This window comes from Kitasatospora sp. NPDC058048 (genome assembly GCF_042885555.1).
In the GTDB taxonomy this organism is placed as follows: Bacteria; Actinomycetota; Actinomycetes; order Streptomycetales; family Streptomycetaceae; genus Kitasatospora; species Kitasatospora lactacystinica.
Genome location: NZ_JBHVRT010000009.1, coordinates 63,412 through 81,261 on the forward strand (window position 1 = coordinate 63,412; position 17,850 = coordinate 81,261).

Genomic DNA, 17,850 nt, shown 5'->3' on the forward strand with positions numbered 1-17,850 from the left:
GCAACGGGCGGAGGCCGGCCCCCGCCCGGGGACCGGCCCGCCCGCCCGTTCAGCCGTTGAGGAGCGCCGCCTCCCGCTCCCGGTCCAGCCCGACCCTGACCCGGTCGGCCCGCCGCGGCGCGCTGCCGCCGATCGACCGCAGCCAGGCCCAGGTGTCCGCCACGGTCTCGGCGACCGGGCGGCAGCGCAGCCCCGCGCCGAGCGCGCGCTCGACCGAGCCGGTGTGCAGGAAGTCGTACAGCTCGCCGGGCGCCAACCAGATCGGCAGCTCGGTCCACGGCTCGACGCCCGCCGCGAGGATCCGCTCCGGGTCCGTCCAGCGCAGCTCGGCGTCCGAGCCGGTGGCCCGTACGCAGGCCTCCAGCAGCTCGCCCATGGTGGCATGGCCGGACGGGCCGACCAGGTTGTACGGGCCGGCGAGGCGGGCCGCCGCGGCGTCCAGGGTCCAGGCCGCGAGGTCGCGGACGTCGATGTACTGCAGGGCCAGCCCGCGCGGCCCCGGGGCGAGCACCGGGCCGCCCTCGGCGATCCGGTTGAGCCACCACGGCAGCCGGCCGATGTTCTCGTGCGGGCCGAGGATCAGCCCGGCCCTGGCCAGCAGCGCCCGCCCGCCGAACTCCGCCTCCAGCGCCAGTTCGGCGCCGCGCTTGGCCTCGGCGTAGGGCACCTCGCCGGTGAGGTCCGGGGAGGAGGCGACCACGGGCGCGGCCTCGCCGGCCCCGGCCCGCAGCGGGTAGTCGTACACCGACCGGCTGGAGACGTACGCGTAGTGGCCGACCCGGCCGTTCAGCAGGCGGGCGCTGTCGCGCACCGCCGCGGGGGCCCAGGACCAGGTGTCCACCACGGCGTCCCACTCCCCGCTGCCGAGCGCCGCGAGGCCGCCCTCGGCGGTGCGGTCGCCCAGCAGTGTCCGGACGCCCTCGGGCGCCGGCCGCGTGCCGCGGTTGAGGGCCGTCACCTCCCATCCTCTGGCCAGCGCCTCTTCGGCGACGACCCGTCCGACGAACTCGGTTCCACCCAGCAGGAGAAGTCTCATGCCGACCACCCTGCTCCCAGGGTGGCCGGCATGGAACGGCTGCATGCTCTGGGCGAAATCGCCGGGAGCGAACACGCCGTCAGCGGGGCCCGGACCTGCCGGGCGGGCGTCAGGCCGTGGCGCGGTGGTCCGGGTCGTGCACCTCGCCGACCAGCTCCTCCAGCACGTCCTCCAGCATGACCACGCCGAGCGTGCGCCCGTCCTGGTCCAGCACGGCGGCCAGGTGGCAGGTGGCCCGGCGCATCGCGCCGAGGGCGTCGTCCAGCGGGAGGCTGCCGCGCAGCACCGTGATCGGCCGCCACAGGCGGGCCGGGACGGGCGCCGAGGTGTCCTCCACGTCGAGGACGTCCTTGAGGTGGATGTAGCCGAGGTAGCCGTGGCCGGCCGGGTCGCCGTCGGTGACCGGGAAGCGCGAGAAGCCGGTGCGCAGCGCCAGCTCCTCGACCTCGGCGGCGGTCGCCTTGGTGTCCACGGTGACCAGCTGCTCGGGCTTGAGCAGCACCTCGGTGACCGGGCGGTGGCCCAGCTCCAGCGCGTCCTCCAGGCGCTCCTGGCGGCCCTCGTCGAGCAGCCCGGCGTCCCGGGAGTCCGCCAGCAGGTACATCAGCTGCTCGGTGGTGAAGACCGACTCGACCTCGTCCTTGGCGTCCACCCGGAACAGCTTGAGGATGCCGTTGGCGAGGGCGTTCAGCACCCGGATCACCGGGGCGAGCCAGCGGGCCAGCCGGTCCAGCGGCGGGCCGAGCCAGAGCGCGGCCCGCTCCGGGCCGGCCATGGCCATGTTCTTCGGCACCATCTCGCCCATCACCATGTGCAGGAAGACCACGACGGCGAGCGAGATCCCGTACGAGAGCGGGTGCATCAGCGTGGACGGGACGCCGATCGCGTGGAACGGGCCCTCCAGCAGGGAGGCGATGGTCGGCTCGGCGAGGGCGCCGAGGCCCAGCGAGCAGACGGTGATGCCGAGCTGGGCGGCGGCCAGCATCGCGGAGACGTTGGACAGCGCGTGCAGCACGGTGCGGGCGCGCTTGTGCCCGGCCTCGGCGAGCGGTTCGATCTGGCTGCGGCGCACCGACACCACGGCGAACTCGGCGCCGACGAAGAAGGCGTTGCCGAGCAGGAGCAGCAGCGCGACGGCCAGTTGCAGGGCGGTCACCGGCCCTCCTCCCGGTCCTCGTCGAACTGCGCGGGCGCGGTGGTGCGCTCCACCCGGACCTCGGTGGTGCGGTGGCGGTCGACACCGGTGACGGTGAAGCGCCAGCCGGGCAGCTCGGCCTGCTCGCCCACCTCGGGGAGCTTGCCGAGCAGGTCGGAGACCAGACCGGCCAGGGTCTCGTACGGGCCGTCCGGGGCGTTCAGGCCGATCCGCTCCAGCTGGTCGATCCGGGCGCGGCCGTCGGCCTCCCAGACCGGCAGACCGTTGACCGGCGGCAGCGGGAACAGCTCGGGGTGGTCGTCCGGGTCGTGCTCGTCCTGCACCTCGCCGACGATCTCCTCGACGATGTCCTCGACGGTGACGACGCCGGCGGTGCCGCCGTACTCGTCGACCACGATGGCCATCGGCTGGAGGCGGCGCAGCTGGTCGAGCAGCCGCTCGGCGGGCAGCGTCTCGGGCACCAGCAGCGGCGGCGAGGCCAGCTCGCCGACCCGCACCAGGCCGCGCCGGGCGGCCGGGACGGCCAGGGCGTCCTTGAGCGTGACGGTGCCGGTGACCTCGTCCAGGCTGTCGGTGTAGACCGGGAAGCGGGACAGGCCGGTGGCCCGGGTCAGGTTGATGACGTCGGAGGCGGTGGCGTCGCGCTGGAGCGCGGCCACGTCGACGCGCGGGGTCATCACGGACTCCGCGGTCAGCTCGCGCAGGCCCAGGGTCCGGACGAACAGGGTCGCCGACTCCTCGTCTATGGCGCCGGCCTTGGCCGAGTGGCGGGCCAGCGAGACCAGCTCGTCCGGGGTGCGGGCGTGCGCCAGCTCCTCCTGCGGCTCGATGCCGAAGGCCCGGACGGTCCGGTCGGCGGCGCCGTTCAGGAAGCTGATCAGCGGGCGGCAGGCGAAGGAGAAGGCCATGTGCGGGGCGGCGACCGCGCGGGCCACCTGGAGCGGGCGGGAGATCGCCCAGTTCTTCGGCACCAGCTCGCCGATCACCATCTGCACGACGGTGGCCAGCACCATGCCGACGATCACGGAGACGCCGCGGGCGGCCGAGTCGGGCACGCCGATGGCGGACATCACGGGTGCGAGCAGGGTGGACAGCGCCGGCTCGGCGAGCATGCCGACCACCAGCGAGGTGACGGTGATGCCGAGCTGGGCACCGGAGAGTTCGAAGGAGAGGTGCCGCAGGGCCCCGGCGACGCGGCGGGACTTGGCGTCGCCCGCCTCGGCGGACCGGTCGACCTCCCCGCGCTCCACGGTCACGAAGGCGAACTCGGCGGCCACGAAGAGGCCATTGGCGAGGATCAGGAGAACGGCCGCGAGCAACAGCAGCCAAGCGGTGATCACAGTGCCGCCTGCCTTCCGGGATCGGGAAGCGAGGCGGCGCAGGTACTACCGGACGGATCGTCCATCGAGGGGGAGTGTCACTCCTCTGGTCGGGTTCGGGCACTCGATTTCGGGCAGGGCGAACTTTGCCCTACTTTTACCAGCGTAGACCATACCCGGATGGGGGTAAGGAGCCTGTTCGGCCCGCCGGGAACGGAGAACCCCCGGTGGGGGCGGGTCCGGACTCAGACCCGGGCGTGCTGCTCGACCAGGTCGCGCAGCGCGCGGGCGTCCGCGATCGCCCGGTCCTTGCCGACGCCGGACTGGATGCCGACCGCGGCGAGCGAGGTGCCGTCGGCGAGGTCGAGGGTGGCCCACGGGTCGCCCTGGCGGAAGTTGACCCGGACGATCTCGGCCCAGGCGAGCCGGCGGCGGCGGACGAAGTTGACCACCGTCACGCCCTCCGCGTCGGCGCTCACCCGGGGGCGGGCCAGCATCAGGCCGACGCCGGCGAACAGGACGCCGCTGGCCATCATCATGATCCGGTCGTTGAGCTGCCAGTTCTCCGGGAGCAGCACGGCCATCGCGGAGAACAGCGCCACCAGCAGCACGCAGACCGGCAGCAGCACGGCGCGGGTGCGGCGCGGCGCCCAGGTGACGGGGAACTGGACGGGCGGCGTGGACACGTGGGGTCTCCGGGGTGGTTCTGGTTGCGGCAGCACGAGGGGCGGGGACGCGGTCGGCGTCCCCGCCCCATTGAACCGTTCTTTACCCGCGGGCCGGCGGGCAGGTCGCCCGGACGCGCGGTTCGGGGGCGGCGGGCCCCCTGGTCAGAGGCGGCAGGCGTGGATGTTGGTGACCAGGATGGCCCGGGCGCCGATGCTCCACAGGTCGTCCATGATCTGCTGGGCCTCCTTGCGGAGCACCATCGAACGGACCGCGACCCAGCCCTCGGTGTGCAGCGGGGAGACGGTCGGCGACTCCAGGCCCGGGGTGAGCGCGACGGCGGAGCCGACCTTCTCGGCGCGGATGTCGTAGTCCATCAGCACGTAGCGGCGGGCCACCAGCACGCCCTGGAGGCGGCGCAGGAACTGCTCCACCCGCGTGTCCTCGCCCGCGCCCTTGGGCCGGATCACCACGGCGTCGGAGATCAGGATCGGCTCGCCGAACACCTCCAGGCCGGCGTTGCGCAGGCTGGTGCCGGTCTCTACCACGTCGGCGATCACGTCGGCGACGCCCAGCTGCACCGCGGTCTCGACCGCGCCGTCCAGCTTGGTGACCGTCGCCTTCACGCCGTGGTCGGCGAGGTGCTGCTCGACCAGGCCGGTGTAGGAGGTGGCGATCCGCAGGCCCTCCAGGCCCTTGACGTCCTCGACGTCCACGCCCTCGGGGCGGGCGAAGCGGAAGGTCGACCCGGAGAAGCCGAGGGCGAGCACCTCCTCCGCGTTGGAGTGCGAGTCCAGCAGCAGGTCGCGGCCGGTGATGCCGACGTCGAGGCGGCCGGAGCCGACGTAGACGGCGATGTCCCGCGGGCGGAGGAAGAAGAACTCCACCTCGTTGTTCGGGTCGACGAGGACGAGCTCCTTGGGGTCCTTCCGCTGGCGGTAGCCGGCCTCATGGAGCATCTCCGCCGCGGGACCCGAGAGAGAACCCTTGTTGGGGACGGCGATGCGCAGCATGGGAGGTTGCTTCCTTACCTGTTGGGAGGATGGGTGTGCTCTGGGAGCGGGGTTTCTAGAGGTACTTGTAGACGTCGTCGAGCGTCAGTCCGCGGGCGATCATCATCACCTGAACGTGGTAGAGGAGCTGCGAGACCTCCTCCGCCGTCTGCTCGTCCGACTGGAACTCGGCGGCCATCCAGACCTCGGCGGCCTCCTCGACGACCTTCTTGCCGATCGCATGGACGCCCTGCTGGACGAGCTGCGCGGTACGGGAGGACGAGGGGTCGCCGGTGGCGGCCTTCTGCTGGAGCTCGGCGAAGAGCTCCTCGAATGTCTTCGAAGCCATGATGGGCCCACCTTACGGCGTGCGGGCGGACGGACGGTAAACGGTCCCGGAGCGTGGACAGTCCAGTGGACGTCCGTGCTCCGGGACCGGGCGGTTCGTCGTCAGAGCGCCGCGCGCAGGACCGCGGCGGTGGCGACGGCGGCGGTGACGGCCTCGTGGCCCTTGTCCTCGGCGGAGCCGGGCAGGCCCGCGCGGTCGATCGCCTGCTCCTCGTTGTCGCAGGTCAGCACGCCGAAGCCGACCGGTACGCCGGTGTCGACGCTGACCTGGGTGAGGCCGACGGTGGCCGCCTGGCAGACGTAGTCGAAGTGCGGGGTGCCACCGCGGATCACCACGCCGAGGGCCACCACGGCGTCGTAGCCGCGCTCGGCGAGGCGCTTGGCGGCGACCGGCAGCTCGAAGGTGCCGGGCACCCGCAGCACGGTCGGCTCGGCGACGCCCAGCTCCTTGAGCGCGCGGTGGGCGCCGTCCAGCAGGCCGTTCATCACCGTGTCGTGCCACTGGGCGGCGACGACGGCGACCTTGAGGTCGGCGGCGCCGTCGATGGTCAGCTCGGGGGCTCCGTGGCCGCTCATGTCTCTACGTCCGTTCTGTCTGTCGTGCGGGTGCGGGTGGCTGTCGTGCGGGTGGCTGTCGTGCGGGTTCGGGTGGTCACGGCCCGGGGCCGGGGCCGGGCCGGGGTCAGGAATCGAGGCCGGGCAGCTCGTGGCCCATCCGGTCGCGCTTGGTGCGCAGGTAGCGCAGGTTGTGCTCGCCGGGCGCGATCTCGACCGCTTCGCGCCCCTTGACCTTGAGCCCGTGCTCGGTGAGCGCGGTCAGCTTCTGCGGGTTGTTGGTGAGCAGGGTGAGCGAGCGGACGCCGAGGTCCACCAGCATCTGGGCCGCGATGCTGTAGTCCCGGGCGTCGGCGGGCAGGCCGAGGTCCAGGTTGGCGTCGACGGTGTCCCGCCCCCGCTCCTGCAGCTCGTACGCGCGCAGCTTGTGGGCCAGGCCGATCCCCCGCCCCTCGTGGCCGCGCAGGTACAGCACCACGCCGCGCCCGGCCTCGGCGACCCGCTGCAGCGAGGCCTGCAGCTGCGGGCCGCAGTCGCAGCGCAGCGAGCCGAAGACGTCACCGGTCAGGCACTCGGAGTGGACCCGCACCAGGACGTCCTCGTCGTCCGGCAGCCGGCCCTGCGCGTCCAGACCGCCGGCCACCAGCGCGAGGTGCTCGACGCCGTCGATGGTGCCCCGGTAGCCGACGGCGGTGAACTCCCCGAACGCGGTGGGCAGGGCGGTGACGGCGGCCCGGTCGACGTGCAGCTCGGTACGGCGGCGGTAGGCGATCAGGTCCTCGATGGAGATGATCGCGAGGCCGTGCTCGCGGGCGAAGGCGACCAGCTCGGGCAGCCGGGCCATGCTGCCGTCGTCGTTGACCACCTCGGCGATCGCGCCGGCCGGCGGCAGCCCGGCCAGCCGGGCCAGGTCGACGGCGGCCTCGGTGTGCCCGGGGCGGACCAGCACGCCGCCCTCGACGGCGCGCAGCGGGAAGACGTGCCCGGGGCGGGTGAGGTCGCCGGGCTGGGTGCCGGACGAGGAGAGCAGCCGTACGGTGCGGGCGCGGTCGGCGGCGGAGATGCCGGTGTCGACCCCCTCGCGGGCGTCCACCGAGACGGTGTACGCGGTGCCCTTGCGGTCCTCGTTGACCTGGGTCATCGGCGGGAGCTTGAGGCGGTCCAGCTCCTCGCCGGTCATCGGGGCGCAGATCACACCGGAGCTGTAGCGGACGGTGAAGGCCATCAGCTCCGGGGTCGCGGCGGACGCGGCGAAGACGATGTCGCCCTCGTTCTCGCGGTCCTCGTCGTCGACCACGACCACAGCGCGGCCGAGGGCGATGTCGGCGATCGCCCGCTCGACCGGGTCGAGGACGAGTTCGGGCTCGGACCCGGTGGCGCCGTTGCTGGACTGGTTCTCGGTCATCTCGGTCATACCGTGGCTCCCTGCGGGACGGTGGCGGACTTGGCGCGCGGCTCACGGGTACTCAGCCACCAGGAACGCAGGCCGAGCAGCACCAGGACGAAGTAGACGGAGTAGGTGAGGCCGGAGAAGGTGTAGCCGCTGTTGAAGGCGAACGGCACGCCAACCGCGTCGACCGCGATCCAGGCGAACCAGAACTCCACCCAGCCGCGGGCCTGGGCGACCATCGCGGCCAGCGTGCCGACGAAGATGTAGGCGTCCGACCAGGGGCTCCAGGACAGGCTGGGGAAGGACGTGAAGAGCAGGGCGAGCGCGACGGTGCCCGCCGCGGTGCCCGCCGCCAGCACGAGCCGCTCGGGCCAACTCGCGAACCGTACGGCGATCGTGCCGCCGTCGCGGCGGCCCCGCCGCCACTGCGCCCAGCCCCAGGCGGCGGTGGCGATCACGATCAGCTGCTTGCCGATCAGGCCGGGGACGTGGCCGCCGAAGTAGGCCGCGATCAGCACGGCGCCGGACAGCAGCTGGACCGGCCAGCTCCAGACCGAGCGGCGCCAGCCGAGCGCGAGCCCGCCGAGGCCGAGGATGTTGCCGAACATGTCGGCCCACTTGACGTGTTCGCCGAGGACGGTGAACGCCTCGCCGCTGAGCCAGCTCACTTGGACTCCCCCGGGGTTCCGTCGACCGGCCGGCCGGACGGGTTGGACAGGTCGGACAGCTCGGACGGGTCGGACAGGCCCGACGGGTTAAAGAGGTTCGGCAGGTTCGGGAGGGTGCGGGACTCCAGGAGCCGCTCGACGTACTTCGCCAGCACGTCCACCTCCAGGTTGACGCTCTCCCCGACGCCCTTGGCGCCGAGCGTGGTGAGCGCGAGGGTGGCCGGGATGAGGCTGACGGTGAAGCTGTCCCGCGCGGCCTCCACCACGGTGAGGCTGACGCCGTCGACCGTGATCGAGCCCTTCTCCACCAGGTAGCGGGCGATGGTCCCAGGCAGCGAGAACCGCAGCACCTCCCAGCGCAGGTCGCCCGCCGCGTCGCGCTCGCCGGGCTCTCGGCTCAACAGCCGCCCGGTGGCGTCGACATGGCCCTGGACGAGGTGACCGCCCAGCCGGTCGCCGAGCGCCATGGCGCGCTCCAGGTTGACCCGGGAGCCGGGCGCCAGTTCGCCGAGGCTGGAGCGGTGCAGCGTCTCGGCCATCACGTCGGCGCTGAACTCACCGGTGCCGGCGGCCAGTTCCGCCGGGCCGTCGACGACGGTCAGGCACACGCCGTTGACCGCGATGGAGTCGCCGTGCCGGGCACCCGTACAGACCACCGGGCCGCGCAGGCGGATCCGCGAGGAGTCGCCGATCTCCTGGATCGACACGACCTCGCCGAGCTCTTCGATGATGCCGGTGAACACCCGGGTTCTCCTCGCGCTTGGGGCGCGGACTCCGGGGCGGCATGGGAGATGACACGGACGGGCACCGGCGCACGGACCGGGGACACCACCCGTCGCCGGGGATGCCGAGGCCGCCGGGAGATCGCTCGCCCGGCACGGGAGACACCGCTCCCGTCGTTCACCTGACCGGGGCCCGGAGGACGGTTCTCCGCCACTGGACCCACGGGTACTGCTCTTCGTCCGCCCGCGCACGCCTCCCATCCGGACTTTAACCGTCGGTCCAGGAATTTCACCTGGTCAACCGGCCGCTGGCTGCGGACGGGTCGCGGACTGTAACCGCCGGTTCGGATTTTCACCGACCCCGGAGTGCGCTGAACGTCACTGCTTGATGCCGTCATTGTGCCACGGTCGGCGCAACGGCAGGGAGGCCCCGTGCCTGTGGTCTGTTTCACGGGCGTGCGGGGAATGCGCGGCGGGTGCCGTCCGCCGCTCGCGCGAGCCGGTCCGCGGGCACGGGCCCGGCGGTCTGGTGGCGCAGGCGGACGGCCGGGGCGAGGCTGGTAGTCGGGGCCCTGCCGATGACACGTCGAAGCTACGGAGGCGAGGGCGATGGCGAAGTTCATGGACGTCCACCACGGGATGACCGGCATCACGGAGGAGCAGCTCAAACAGGCCCACATGGCCGATCTGGCGATCCAGGGCGAGGAGGGCGTCCACTTCCAGCAGGCCTGGGCGGACCCGGAATCGGGCACGGTGTACTGCCTCTCCGACGCGCCGTCCAAGGAAGCCGTGCAGCGGGTCCACGACCGCTCCGGGCACCCGGCGGACGAGATCCATTCGGTGCCGCTGTCGGTGTGAGAGCCCGGCTCAGAGCGTGGCCGGTGCGGCAATCTGCAAGAAGTGGGTGACCTCCGGCGGGTGGGCGAGGTAGCTCAGCTCACCCTCCGACCAGACCGGCCGGATCCGCCACATCGGCCCCGCGTACCCGCGCAGGGCCTCCTCGTCGCGCCAGCGGCTCAGCACCAGCACCCGGTGCCGGTCCTCGGACACCGAGCGCAGCAGCTCGCCGCCGAGGCAGCCCTCGGTCCGCCCGAGCTGCGGGATCACCTGGGCGGCCAGGTGCGCGCAGAACTCATCGAGTCGATCGGCGAGGACCTGCCCGGCCCAGATTCTGACGATCACGACCACCACCTCCGGCTGCCCGGTGGGCCTTGTCCCAGTGCTCCCTGGCCCCCATTATGAGCGTGGAACCGCTGGTGGGGAGGGGTGAGGGCGGAATTTCACGGCGGGCCGCGGGAGTGCGGGGGCGGGGTGCGCCGAGCGGCCTCGGCTACATTCCCGGTATGACGACCACACCGGAATCTGCCGTTTCGTCAACCTCCGCGCCGGACCGGCCGGGCGGCCTGTTCGACGCCCTCCACGCGGGCGCGCTCAGCGACCCCGCCCAGCTGCGGGAGATCTACGAGCAGCCCGGCGACCAGGCCCGCCGCAAGCAGGTCGACCACCTGCACGAGGTCGCCCAGCACCTGATCGCCTGCTCCCCGCTGGTGTTCGTGGCCAGCACCGACGCCGCCGGACGCTGCGACGTCTCCCCGCGCGGCGGGCCCGCCGGGCTGGTCTCGGTGCTCGACCCGTACACCCTGGCCATTCCGGACGCCACCGGCAACAAGCGCTTGGACACCCTGCACAACATCCTGGAGACCGGCCGGGTCGGGCTGCTCTTCGTCGTCCCGGGCCGGGACACCACGCTGCGGGTCAACGGGCGGGCCTGCGTCTCGACCGACCCCGAGCTGCTGCGGCAGCTGACCGCCGTCGGCAAGCCGCCGCGCAGCGCGATCGTGGTCGCCGTCGAGGAGGTGTACGGGCACTGCCCGAAGGCCTTCCTGCGCTCCTCGGCGTGGAAGCCGGAGAACTGGCTCGCCAAGGACGCGCAGCCGAGTTCGGCGGAGGTCACGCTCTCGCACCTGCGGGACGAGTCGCTGACCGTGGAGCTGATCGAGCAGTACGAGCGGGAGGCACTGCTGTACCGGTACGAGTGATACGAGTGGGGTGCCGGGGCCGCTCGGACCCCGCTCCGCGCGGGACGCCCGGCGACCGGCCCCGGGGCGGACCGGTCGCCGGGCGGCGCGCGCTCAGGCCGCCCTGGGAAGGTCCTCCACGGCCGCGCCGTCGGCGGCCCGCCGGACCGCCTCGACACCCTTGTGGGCGGCGTCCTTGCTGGCGTAGCCCTGGCCGGTGGCGACGATCTCGCCGTTGCCCGCCTTGAGCCGGAACCGGTACTTGCCGCCGGCGTCCTGATAGACCTCGAACTTGCCCGGCATCCGGGCCACCTCCTCGCGGGGCCGCCTCGCGGAACGCTCGATGCGCCCGCCGCCCTGCCCCCGGCGCCACCGTGCGCCCGGCGCCGGAGCGGCCGCACCCGGGCGGGAGCCGGACGGGTGAAGCCGGATCCGCGGGGGTCGGCGGGAGTGCCGGGACGGCCGCCCGTGGTTTGAATGGACGGATGGACTGCGTCTTCTGTGCGGTGGTGGCGGGCGAGGAGCCGGCGCACCGGGTGCTGGACGACGAGGCCGCGGTGGCCTTCCTGGACCGCCGACCGCTGTTCCCCGGGCACGTGCTGGTCGTACCGCGCGCCCACCACCCGACCCTGGCCGACCTGCCGGCCGCGGAGGTGGGACCGTTCTTCCTGCGGGTGCAGCGGGTGGCGACGGCCGTCGAGCGCGGGCTGGGCGCGGCCGGCAGCTTCGTCGCGGCGAACAACCGGATCAGCCAGTCGGTGCCGCACCTGCACGTCCACGTGGTGCCGCGCAATCCGAAGGACGGGCTGCGCGGGTTCTTCTGGCCGCGGCGGCGGTATCCGGACGAGGCGGGGGCGGCGGAGATCGCGGGCCGGCTGCGGGAGGCGCTGGAGGGCTGAGGGGCGCGGCGGGTCGAGGACGTCGCCGGCGTGCGGGCCACTGCCGGGCGTACGCCTGCGGGCCACTGCCGGGCGTACGCCTGCGGGCCACTGCCGGGCGCACGCCTGCGGGAGCACCGGCGGGCGTACGCCTGCGGGAGCACCGGCGGGGGTCGATATCGTTTTCCGGGCGGACGATCCGGCCGGTGGGGGTGTCTAGGCTCGCGACCATGAACGAACTCGCCTGCCTCGTGCAGCAGACGGCCGACCGGCTCGCGGGCCGCCACGTCGGCGCGGTGGTCGCCGGGCTGGCCGGCGGTGTTGTGGAGATCCGCGGCGCCGGGCGGACCGGTCCGGGTGGTGGGGTGCCCGGGCCGCGCACCCTGTTCGAGATAGGTTCCGTCACCAAGGTGTTCACCTCGCTCGCGCTCGCGCGGCTGGCCCTCGACGGTGCGGTCCGGCTGGACGACCCGCTCGCCGAGGTGCTCACCGGGCCCTCGGGCGGTCCTGCCGTCGTCCCGGCCAAGGGCCGGGAACCGATCACCCTGCGGCACCTCGCCACCCACACCTCGGGGCTCCCCCGACTGCCCCGGGGCATGGCGCTGCAGTCGCTGCTGTCCCCCAACATGCCCGATCCGTATGCCGGTTGCACCGCCGAGCGGGTGCTCGACGGGCTCGCGCGGACGCGACTGCGGTCCGCGCCCGGGCGTGGATTCCGCTACTCCAACCTCGGCGCGGGCCTGCTCGGCCTGGCCCTCGCGCAGCGGTCCGGCCTCGGGTACGAGGAGTTGGTGGCACGCGAGGTCGGTGCGCCGCTGGGCCTGGCGGACACCGGTCTGCGGCCGGACGGGGAACGGTCCGCGCGCCTGGCGCACGGTCACACGCCGGGCGGCCGGCCGGTGCCGCCCTGGACCTTCGCGGCCGTGCCCGGCATGGGCGGGCTCCGCTCGACCGCCGCCGACCTGGCGGTGTTCCTGCGGGCCCAACTGGCCGCCGTGCGCGAGCCGGACGCGCCGCTGTCGCCGGCGATCGCCCTCACCCGGGAGACCCGCCACCGGGTCAACCCGTTCGCCTGGACGCACCTGGGCTGGCTCGGGCACCGGCTGCGCGCCCAGCAGGGCGGGCACCTCCAGATCTGGCACAACGGGGGCACGGGCGGCTTCCGTTCCTTCGTCGCCTTCGACCCGGAGAAGCAGGTGGGCGTGGTGGTGCTGGTCAACACCCGCCGGTCGGCCGATCCGGCGGGCACGGCGCTGCTGCGCGAGCTGCAGAACGGGTTCGCGACGGCGGGGTGAGGGCGGGCCCGCCCCGTTCGCACCCCCGCTGGTGGGCGGCCCCGGCCGGGGCGCGATGATGGCGGGGCCGATTCGGTCCAAAAGGTGCCGATTGGCACTGTCGCCAGCGGCGACGAGCGGTTGATGCTGGGATCCGGCGGTCGCGGTTCCGACGGGGGATTCCGCCGAGTGAGAGGGGGTCGCCATGGCGGTGACGTGGTCGCCGACGCGCGTGCGGTCGGCCGGCGCTTCCGGTTCGGCCGGTGCGACCGGCGCTTCCCGCACCACCGGGACGAGCGGCGGTGCCGGTCGGCTCGGCCCGGTGGTGCGGGTGCACCGGAGGTGCCGGCCGCTGTCCTGGCCGGCACGGGTGTGGCTGCACTCCTGCGGAGTGGTCATATCCGTGGCGGTCTGCGTGGCACTCGGCGGGTGGTGGCCCTCGCCCGTGCTGGCCGCCGCCGCGGTGGTGGCGGTGAGCGGGTACGAGCGGCTGCGCCCCGCGCCCGGGCTGCGCTCCGTCCGGGTCCACGAGGGCGGGCTGGTGCTGGTCCCGGCCGAGGGCGGGGAGACGTCGCTGCCCTGGGGCGCCGTGGAGGCCACCGAGTACTCCCCCGGCGGGCCGCGCGGGGTGCCCGAGCACGGGCGAATATGGCCGGCGGGCGCGGACGAGCCGCTGGAGCTGGCGCACCTGCGCGGCCTGGGCGCGTTGTTCCGGGAGTTGGAGGAGCGCCTCTCCCCCGGGTTCCGGGCCGCGCTGCACGAGACGCTGCGCACCGAGGGGAGCGTGCGCTTCGTCCGGGGGCGGCTGACGGTGACGGCCGGCGGGCTGGTGCACCGGCCGCCGCACCCGCTCGCCGCGACGGAGGCCCACCGGTGGGCGGAGGTGCGCTCGGCCCGGGCCTCCGGTCTCGGCGAGTTGGAGATCCGAACCCACTCGGCCGGTCTCCCGCTGGCCCTCGCGGTGCCCAACGCCCGTGCGGCCGCGGACTTCCTGGAGGACCTCCGGGCGGCCGCCGCCGGTTGACCCCCGTCGGTTGACCCCCGTCGGTCGGCCGCCGCCGGTCGACCGCCGCCGGGCGGGCACCCGCCCGCCCTTCCGACGCCCACCCCTAAGGGGCGCCGGCAGCCCTTCCCGGAAGGGATCAGTACGCCGCTGAGCGGACGTCAGTTCCCTTGCCCACGACCTACCGTCGCTGGCATGAGCCGACTCCGTACGACCGCCGCCGCGGCGGCCCTGCTGCTCGCACTTCCGCTGTCCGTCGCCGCCGCCGCGCCGGCCCTGGCCGCGCCGCCCGTCAACTCCGGCACCACAGCAGCCGACACCGCCGCCGGCCCGGCCGACCGGGCCGCCGCCCGGATCGAACTCCCCCGCCCGACCGGGCCGTACGCGGTCGGGCAGGAGGTCCTGCACCTGGTGGACCGGAACCGTCCGGACCCGTGGGTGCCCGCCTCCGGTCCGCGTCAGCTGATGGTCTCGATGTACTACCCCGCGCACGCCGGGACGGGCACCCCCGCCCCGTACATGACGCCTGCGGCCGCCCGGGCGCTGCTGGACGGAAAGGTGGCGGGCAACACCATCCCGACCGAGGTGGTGTCCGGAACCCGAACGTGGTCGGAGTCCGGGGCGCGCCCGCAGGGCGGCCACTACCCGCTGGTGGTCCTGTCGCCCGGCTTCACCATGCCGCGCACCACGCTCAGCGGCCTCGCCGAGGACCTGACCAGCCACGGCTACGTCGTCGCGGTGATCGACCACACCTACGAGAACACCGGGACCACCTTCCCCGACGGCCGGACGCTCCCCTGCACGGCCTGCGGCATCGTCGTCGGCGACGCGGCCGCGGCGCGCCTGGAGGCGGGCCGGGCGAAGGACGTCTCCTTCGTCATCGACCGGCTGACCGACCGCCCGCACCCGGCCTGGCGCTACGCCCGGCTGATCGACCGCGACCGGATCGGCATGGCCGGGCACTCCGCGGGCGGCGCCTCCACCGTCCCCGCCCTGCTCACCGACGACCGGATCCGGGCCGGGGTCAACCTGGACGGCACCATGCACTACCTGGTGCCCGAGTCCGGCCTCGGCGGCAAGCCGTTCATGATGATCGGCCACCCGCTGGCCGACGGCGCCGAGGACCCGTCCTGGGTCACGAGCTGGGCCCGGCTGGACGGCTGGAAGCGCCTGCTGACCGTCGACGGCTCCGACCACGGCAGCTTCACCGACCTCCCGGTCTTCTTCGAGGGACTCGGCCTCCCCAAGGGCCCGTACACCACGCTCGGGAGCGGGCGCGCCCTCGCGCTCACCCGGCAGTACGTCGGGGCCTTCTTCGACCTCCAGCTGAAGGGCGTCCCGCAGCCGCTGCTCGACGGGCCGAGCGCCGCCACCCCGGAGGTGCGCTTCACCCCCTGAAGGCTGTCCCCGGTCGCCGCTCCCGGGTGACAGCGGCCCGGGCGGGGCCGTCGGCACTGCGCCGGCGGCCCCGTCGGCGTGCGGGCCCGTCAGCGTGCGCGCCCGGCGGCGTGCGGGCCCGGCGGCGTGGGGCCGGCGGCGCGCGGGCCGGCGGTCAGCCGGTCGGGGGCGCCGCCGAGGCGATCGGTTCGAGCAGCGGGTGGGGGCGGACCAGGGCGCGAGAAACCGGGTCCTCCCGGTGGGAGCCGGCGCGGGCGGGGTTGGGCCGCATGACGACCGCGGTCGGCGGGACGGGCCCGCCGCCGCAGGCGGGACAGACACCGACCAGGTCGAGGTCGGTGCCGCAGTCGGCGTGCGCGAAGAGGTGGTACGAGCCGCCGTCGGTGGCGTGCCGGCCACCCCAGCGGCTCAGCTGGTAGAGCGGGCCCCAGAGTTCGAGGCCGGTCCCGGTGAGCAGGTAGCCGTGGCGCAGCGGCGCCCGCTGGTACGGCTCCTTGCGCAGCACCCCGGCCGCGACCAGGGCGTTGAGGCGCGAGGTGAGGACGGCGCGCGGGATGCCGAGGTGGGCGAGGAAGTCGTTGAAACGCTGCACCCCGTAGAACGCGTCGCGCACGATCAGCAGGCTCCAGCGCTCGCCGACCACCTCCAGGGCGCGGGCCAGTGCGCACTCCTGCAGCTCGTAGTCGGTTCCCAGGGCCATGGGCGTCAGCCTAGTCCACCCCCATTGAGGGTTCAATGAACAGACTGACGGTGGTAGCGTGCCGCCCGAGAGGGGGTTCATTCACCAGACCAAAGGGTCCGGCCCCCGGAGGGAACACCCATGTCCCCCGCACCACCTGGCTCCTCACCCGCCTCGCCCGACTCACCCACCGCCCCGGGCCCGCGCCTCCGGCCCGCCGCCACGCTGGCGACCACCGCGGCGGCGACCGCCCTGACCACCGTCGCGTACACCGCCCCCACCGCCTCGCTCGCCGCCACCGCCCAGGCCGCCCACCTGGGCGCCGCCGGCCGCACCTGGATCCTCACCGGCACCCTGGTCGGCATCTCCGCGCTGCTGCTCACCGCCGGAAGCGCCGCCGACGACCACGGCCGCAAGCGGGTCTTCACCTTCGGCGTGCTGCTGTTCACGGCCGCCGAGGCACTGGCCGCACTCTCCCCCGGCGGCGCCGTCTACCTGGCCTCCCGGGTGCTCCTCGGTGTCGCCTCGGCGGCCGTCCTGGCACCCGCGCTCGGCCTGATCGGCCACGCCCACCCGACCGGGCCCGACCGGATCCGGGCACTCGGCGTCTGGGGCGCGGCGGTCGGCCTCGGCATCGCGGTCGGGCCGGTGTACGGCGCGCTGGTCCAGCAGTGGGCCGGGTGGCGTGCGGTCGGCGGCGGTATCGCGGCGGGCTCGGCCGTGGTGGCCGGCTTCGCCGTCGCCGTCCTCACCGAGTCACGGGCCGAGCGGCCGCGAGCGCTCGACCCGTACGGGGTGCTCACCCTCGCCGCCGGCACCTCCTGCCTGATCGCCGGACTGGCCGAGGGCCGCGACGGCTGGGGGCGGCCCACCGCGGTGGCACTGCTGACCGGCGGGGTGCTGCTGCTGGCGGCGTTCGCGGTGGTCGAGGCGAGGGCCCGGGAGCCGATGCTGGACCTCGCCCTGTTCCGCGAGCCCGGCTTCGTCGCGGCCACCGGCGGGGCGCTGTTCACCGGGCTGTCGCTGGTCGGCTTCATGAGCTACCTGCCCACCCTGCTCCAGGGCGTACTCGGCCTCTCCGGTCCGGCCGCGGCCGGCGTGCTGGTCGTGTGGTCGGGCCTGTCGGTGGTCTCCGCGCTCCAGGCCCGCCGCCTGGCCGCCCGGCTGTCCGCCACCACCCAGGTCTCCCTCGGCCTGCTGGCCTGCGGCGCGGGCGAGCTGGGACTGTACGGGCTCGCGCCCGGCTCGTCCTGGCTGCGGCTGGTGCCGGGGCTCGCGGTTGCGGGCGTCGGCAGCGGGGTGCTCAACGCGGCCCTGGCCCGGCTGGCGATCGGCAGCGTCCCGGCGCACCGGGCGGCGATGGGCTCCGGCGCCAACAACACCTCCCGCTACCTGGGTTCGGCCCTCGGCGTGGCGGTCACGGTCGCCGTCGCCGGATCCGCCCGGCCCGGCTCGTCCGACCCCGGGGCCGCGGCCCGCGCCCTGGCGGCGGGCGCCGACCGGGCCGTCCTGGTCGCGGCCGCCCTCTGCCTGGCCGGCGCGCTGCTCGCCCTCGCCGCCCGCACCGCCGAAGCCCGCTCGGGCGCGGGGACGGACGCCGCACGGCCGGCCCGCCGGCCCACGGCCCCGCGGTGACGCACCGGACGTCGGCCCCGGCGGACGCCCACCCACCGGACCGGGCCTCCACCGGACCGGAGCGCCCGGAACGCCCCGAGCGCCCGCTGCCACGGTGAGCGGCCGCCCGGGAG

Annotated in this window: 20 protein-coding genes and 1 riboswitch; of the genes, 7 read left to right on the plus strand and 13 right to left on the minus strand. The window is 74.5% G+C overall.

Features of this window, described 5'->3' with window-relative positions:
- Positions 1 to 49: 49 nt before the first annotated feature.
- The 10 genes from ACFVVA_RS12100 to ACFVVA_RS12145 form a co-directional block, all read right to left on the minus strand.
- Complete coding sequence (locus ACFVVA_RS12100) at positions 50 to 1,036, minus strand: NAD-dependent epimerase/dehydratase family protein (RefSeq protein WP_387688409.1); 987 nt, start codon at positions 1,034 to 1,036, stop codon at positions 50 to 52.
- Between the two features lie 109 nt (positions 1,037 to 1,145).
- Entirely contained in the window at positions 1,146 to 2,192 is a 1,047-nt protein-coding gene (locus ACFVVA_RS12105) for a hemolysin family protein (protein ID WP_359898672.1), read from the minus strand.
- On the minus strand, positions 2,189 to 3,532 hold the full coding sequence (locus ACFVVA_RS12110) for a hemolysin family protein (protein ID WP_387688411.1): 1,344 nt from the start codon (positions 3,530 to 3,532) through the stop codon (positions 2,189 to 2,191). The genes ACFVVA_RS12105 and ACFVVA_RS12110 overlap by 4 nt, the downstream gene beginning before the upstream one ends.
- Before the next feature lie 224 nt (positions 3,533 to 3,756).
- Positions 3,757 to 4,197 (minus strand): PH domain-containing protein, encoded by a 441-nt coding sequence (locus tag ACFVVA_RS12115; protein WP_359898675.1) that lies wholly within the window; start codon positions 4,195 to 4,197, stop codon positions 3,757 to 3,759.
- A gap of 144 nt (positions 4,198 to 4,341) precedes the next feature.
- Positions 4,342 to 5,190 carry an ATP phosphoribosyltransferase gene (gene hisG, locus ACFVVA_RS12120; RefSeq protein ID WP_387688413.1) on the minus strand — a complete coding sequence of 283 codons (849 nt, stop codon included), beginning with the start codon at positions 5,188 to 5,190 and terminating at the stop codon, positions 4,342 to 4,344.
- Between the two features lie 55 nt (positions 5,191 to 5,245).
- On the minus strand, positions 5,246 to 5,518 hold the full coding sequence (locus ACFVVA_RS12125; protein WP_280685086.1) for a phosphoribosyl-ATP diphosphatase: 273 nt from the start codon (positions 5,516 to 5,518) through the stop codon (positions 5,246 to 5,248).
- 101 nt (positions 5,519 to 5,619) lie between these two features.
- Positions 5,620 to 6,093 (minus strand): 6,7-dimethyl-8-ribityllumazine synthase, encoded by a 474-nt coding sequence (gene ribH / locus ACFVVA_RS12130; protein ID WP_380543959.1) that lies wholly within the window; start codon positions 6,091 to 6,093, stop codon positions 5,620 to 5,622.
- A 106-nt stretch (positions 6,094 to 6,199) separates the two neighbouring features.
- Positions 6,200 to 7,477, minus strand: a complete 1,278-nt coding sequence (locus ACFVVA_RS12135; RefSeq protein ID WP_387688754.1) for a bifunctional 3,4-dihydroxy-2-butanone-4-phosphate synthase/GTP cyclohydrolase II — start codon at positions 7,475 to 7,477, stop codon at positions 6,200 to 6,202.
- A gap of 5 nt (positions 7,478 to 7,482) precedes the next feature.
- The gene (locus tag ACFVVA_RS12140) at positions 7,483 to 8,070 is read right to left on the minus strand and encodes a nicotinamide mononucleotide transporter family protein (RefSeq protein ID WP_359898858.1); all 588 of its coding nucleotides are present in this window, start codon (positions 8,068 to 8,070) and stop codon (positions 7,483 to 7,485) included.
- A gap of 56 nt (positions 8,071 to 8,126) precedes the next feature.
- Positions 8,127 to 8,873, minus strand: coding sequence for a riboflavin synthase (locus tag ACFVVA_RS12145; protein WP_387688415.1), 747 nt, complete (start codon positions 8,871 to 8,873; stop codon positions 8,127 to 8,129).
- A gap of 224 nt (positions 8,874 to 9,097) precedes the next feature.
- Positions 9,098 to 9,225, minus strand: a riboswitch (FMN riboswitch).
- A gap of 236 nt (positions 9,226 to 9,461) precedes the next feature.
- On the opposite strand from ACFVVA_RS12145, the gene ACFVVA_RS12150 reads away from it, so the two are divergent.
- On the plus strand, positions 9,462 to 9,710 hold the full coding sequence (locus ACFVVA_RS12150; RefSeq protein ID WP_387688417.1) for an SCO4226 family nickel-binding protein: 249 nt from the start codon (positions 9,462 to 9,464) through the stop codon (positions 9,708 to 9,710).
- A gap of 9 nt (positions 9,711 to 9,719) precedes the next feature.
- On the opposite strand, the gene ACFVVA_RS12155 is transcribed toward ACFVVA_RS12150, so the two are convergent.
- The gene (locus tag ACFVVA_RS12155) at positions 9,720 to 10,034 is read right to left on the minus strand and encodes an antibiotic biosynthesis monooxygenase family protein (RefSeq protein WP_359898684.1); all 315 of its coding nucleotides are present in this window, start codon (positions 10,032 to 10,034) and stop codon (positions 9,720 to 9,722) included.
- A gap of 161 nt (positions 10,035 to 10,195) precedes the next feature.
- Between ACFVVA_RS12155 and ACFVVA_RS12160 the strand changes: the two genes are divergently transcribed.
- Positions 10,196 to 10,891: an MSMEG_1061 family FMN-dependent PPOX-type flavoprotein gene (locus ACFVVA_RS12160; protein WP_387688419.1), complete on the plus strand. Its 696-nt coding sequence runs from the start codon at positions 10,196 to 10,198 to the stop codon at positions 10,889 to 10,891.
- A 93-nt stretch (positions 10,892 to 10,984) separates the two neighbouring features.
- Here the strand turns inward: ACFVVA_RS12160 and ACFVVA_RS12165 are convergent, their stop codons facing one another.
- Positions 10,985 to 11,173: a DUF1508 domain-containing protein gene (locus tag ACFVVA_RS12165; protein WP_359898688.1), complete on the minus strand. Its 189-nt coding sequence runs from the start codon at positions 11,171 to 11,173 to the stop codon at positions 10,985 to 10,987.
- 182 nt (positions 11,174 to 11,355) lie between these two features.
- Here ACFVVA_RS12165 and ACFVVA_RS12170 point away from each other — a divergent pair, with 182 nt between their 5' ends.
- The 4 genes from ACFVVA_RS12170 (at position 11,356) to ACFVVA_RS12185 (ending at position 15,423) form a co-directional block, all read left to right on the plus strand.
- Positions 11,356 to 11,769, plus strand: coding sequence for an HIT family protein (locus ACFVVA_RS12170; RefSeq protein ID WP_387688421.1), 414 nt, complete (start codon positions 11,356 to 11,358; stop codon positions 11,767 to 11,769).
- A 209-nt stretch (positions 11,770 to 11,978) separates the two neighbouring features.
- Complete coding sequence (locus ACFVVA_RS12175) at positions 11,979 to 13,043, plus strand: serine hydrolase domain-containing protein (RefSeq protein WP_387688423.1); 1,065 nt, start codon at positions 11,979 to 11,981, stop codon at positions 13,041 to 13,043.
- Between the two features lie 370 nt (positions 13,044 to 13,413).
- Positions 13,414 to 14,046: a hypothetical protein gene (locus ACFVVA_RS12180; protein ID WP_387688425.1), complete on the plus strand. Its 633-nt coding sequence runs from the start codon at positions 13,414 to 13,416 to the stop codon at positions 14,044 to 14,046.
- A 174-nt stretch (positions 14,047 to 14,220) separates the two neighbouring features.
- Entirely contained in the window at positions 14,221 to 15,423 is a 1,203-nt protein-coding gene (locus tag ACFVVA_RS12185) for an alpha/beta hydrolase family protein (RefSeq protein WP_387688427.1), read from the plus strand.
- A 154-nt stretch (positions 15,424 to 15,577) separates the two neighbouring features.
- Here ACFVVA_RS12185 and ACFVVA_RS12190 read toward each other — a convergent pair whose 3' ends face one another.
- The gene (locus ACFVVA_RS12190) at positions 15,578 to 16,123 is read right to left on the minus strand and encodes a winged helix-turn-helix transcriptional regulator (RefSeq protein ID WP_380349656.1); all 546 of its coding nucleotides are present in this window, start codon (positions 16,121 to 16,123) and stop codon (positions 15,578 to 15,580) included.
- Positions 16,124 to 16,243: 120 nt separating this feature from the next.
- Between ACFVVA_RS12190 and ACFVVA_RS12195 the strand changes: the two genes are divergently transcribed.
- Entirely contained in the window at positions 16,244 to 17,737 is a 1,494-nt protein-coding gene (locus tag ACFVVA_RS12195) for an MFS transporter (protein WP_387688430.1), read from the plus strand.
- Positions 17,738 to 17,850 lie beyond the last annotated feature (113 nt).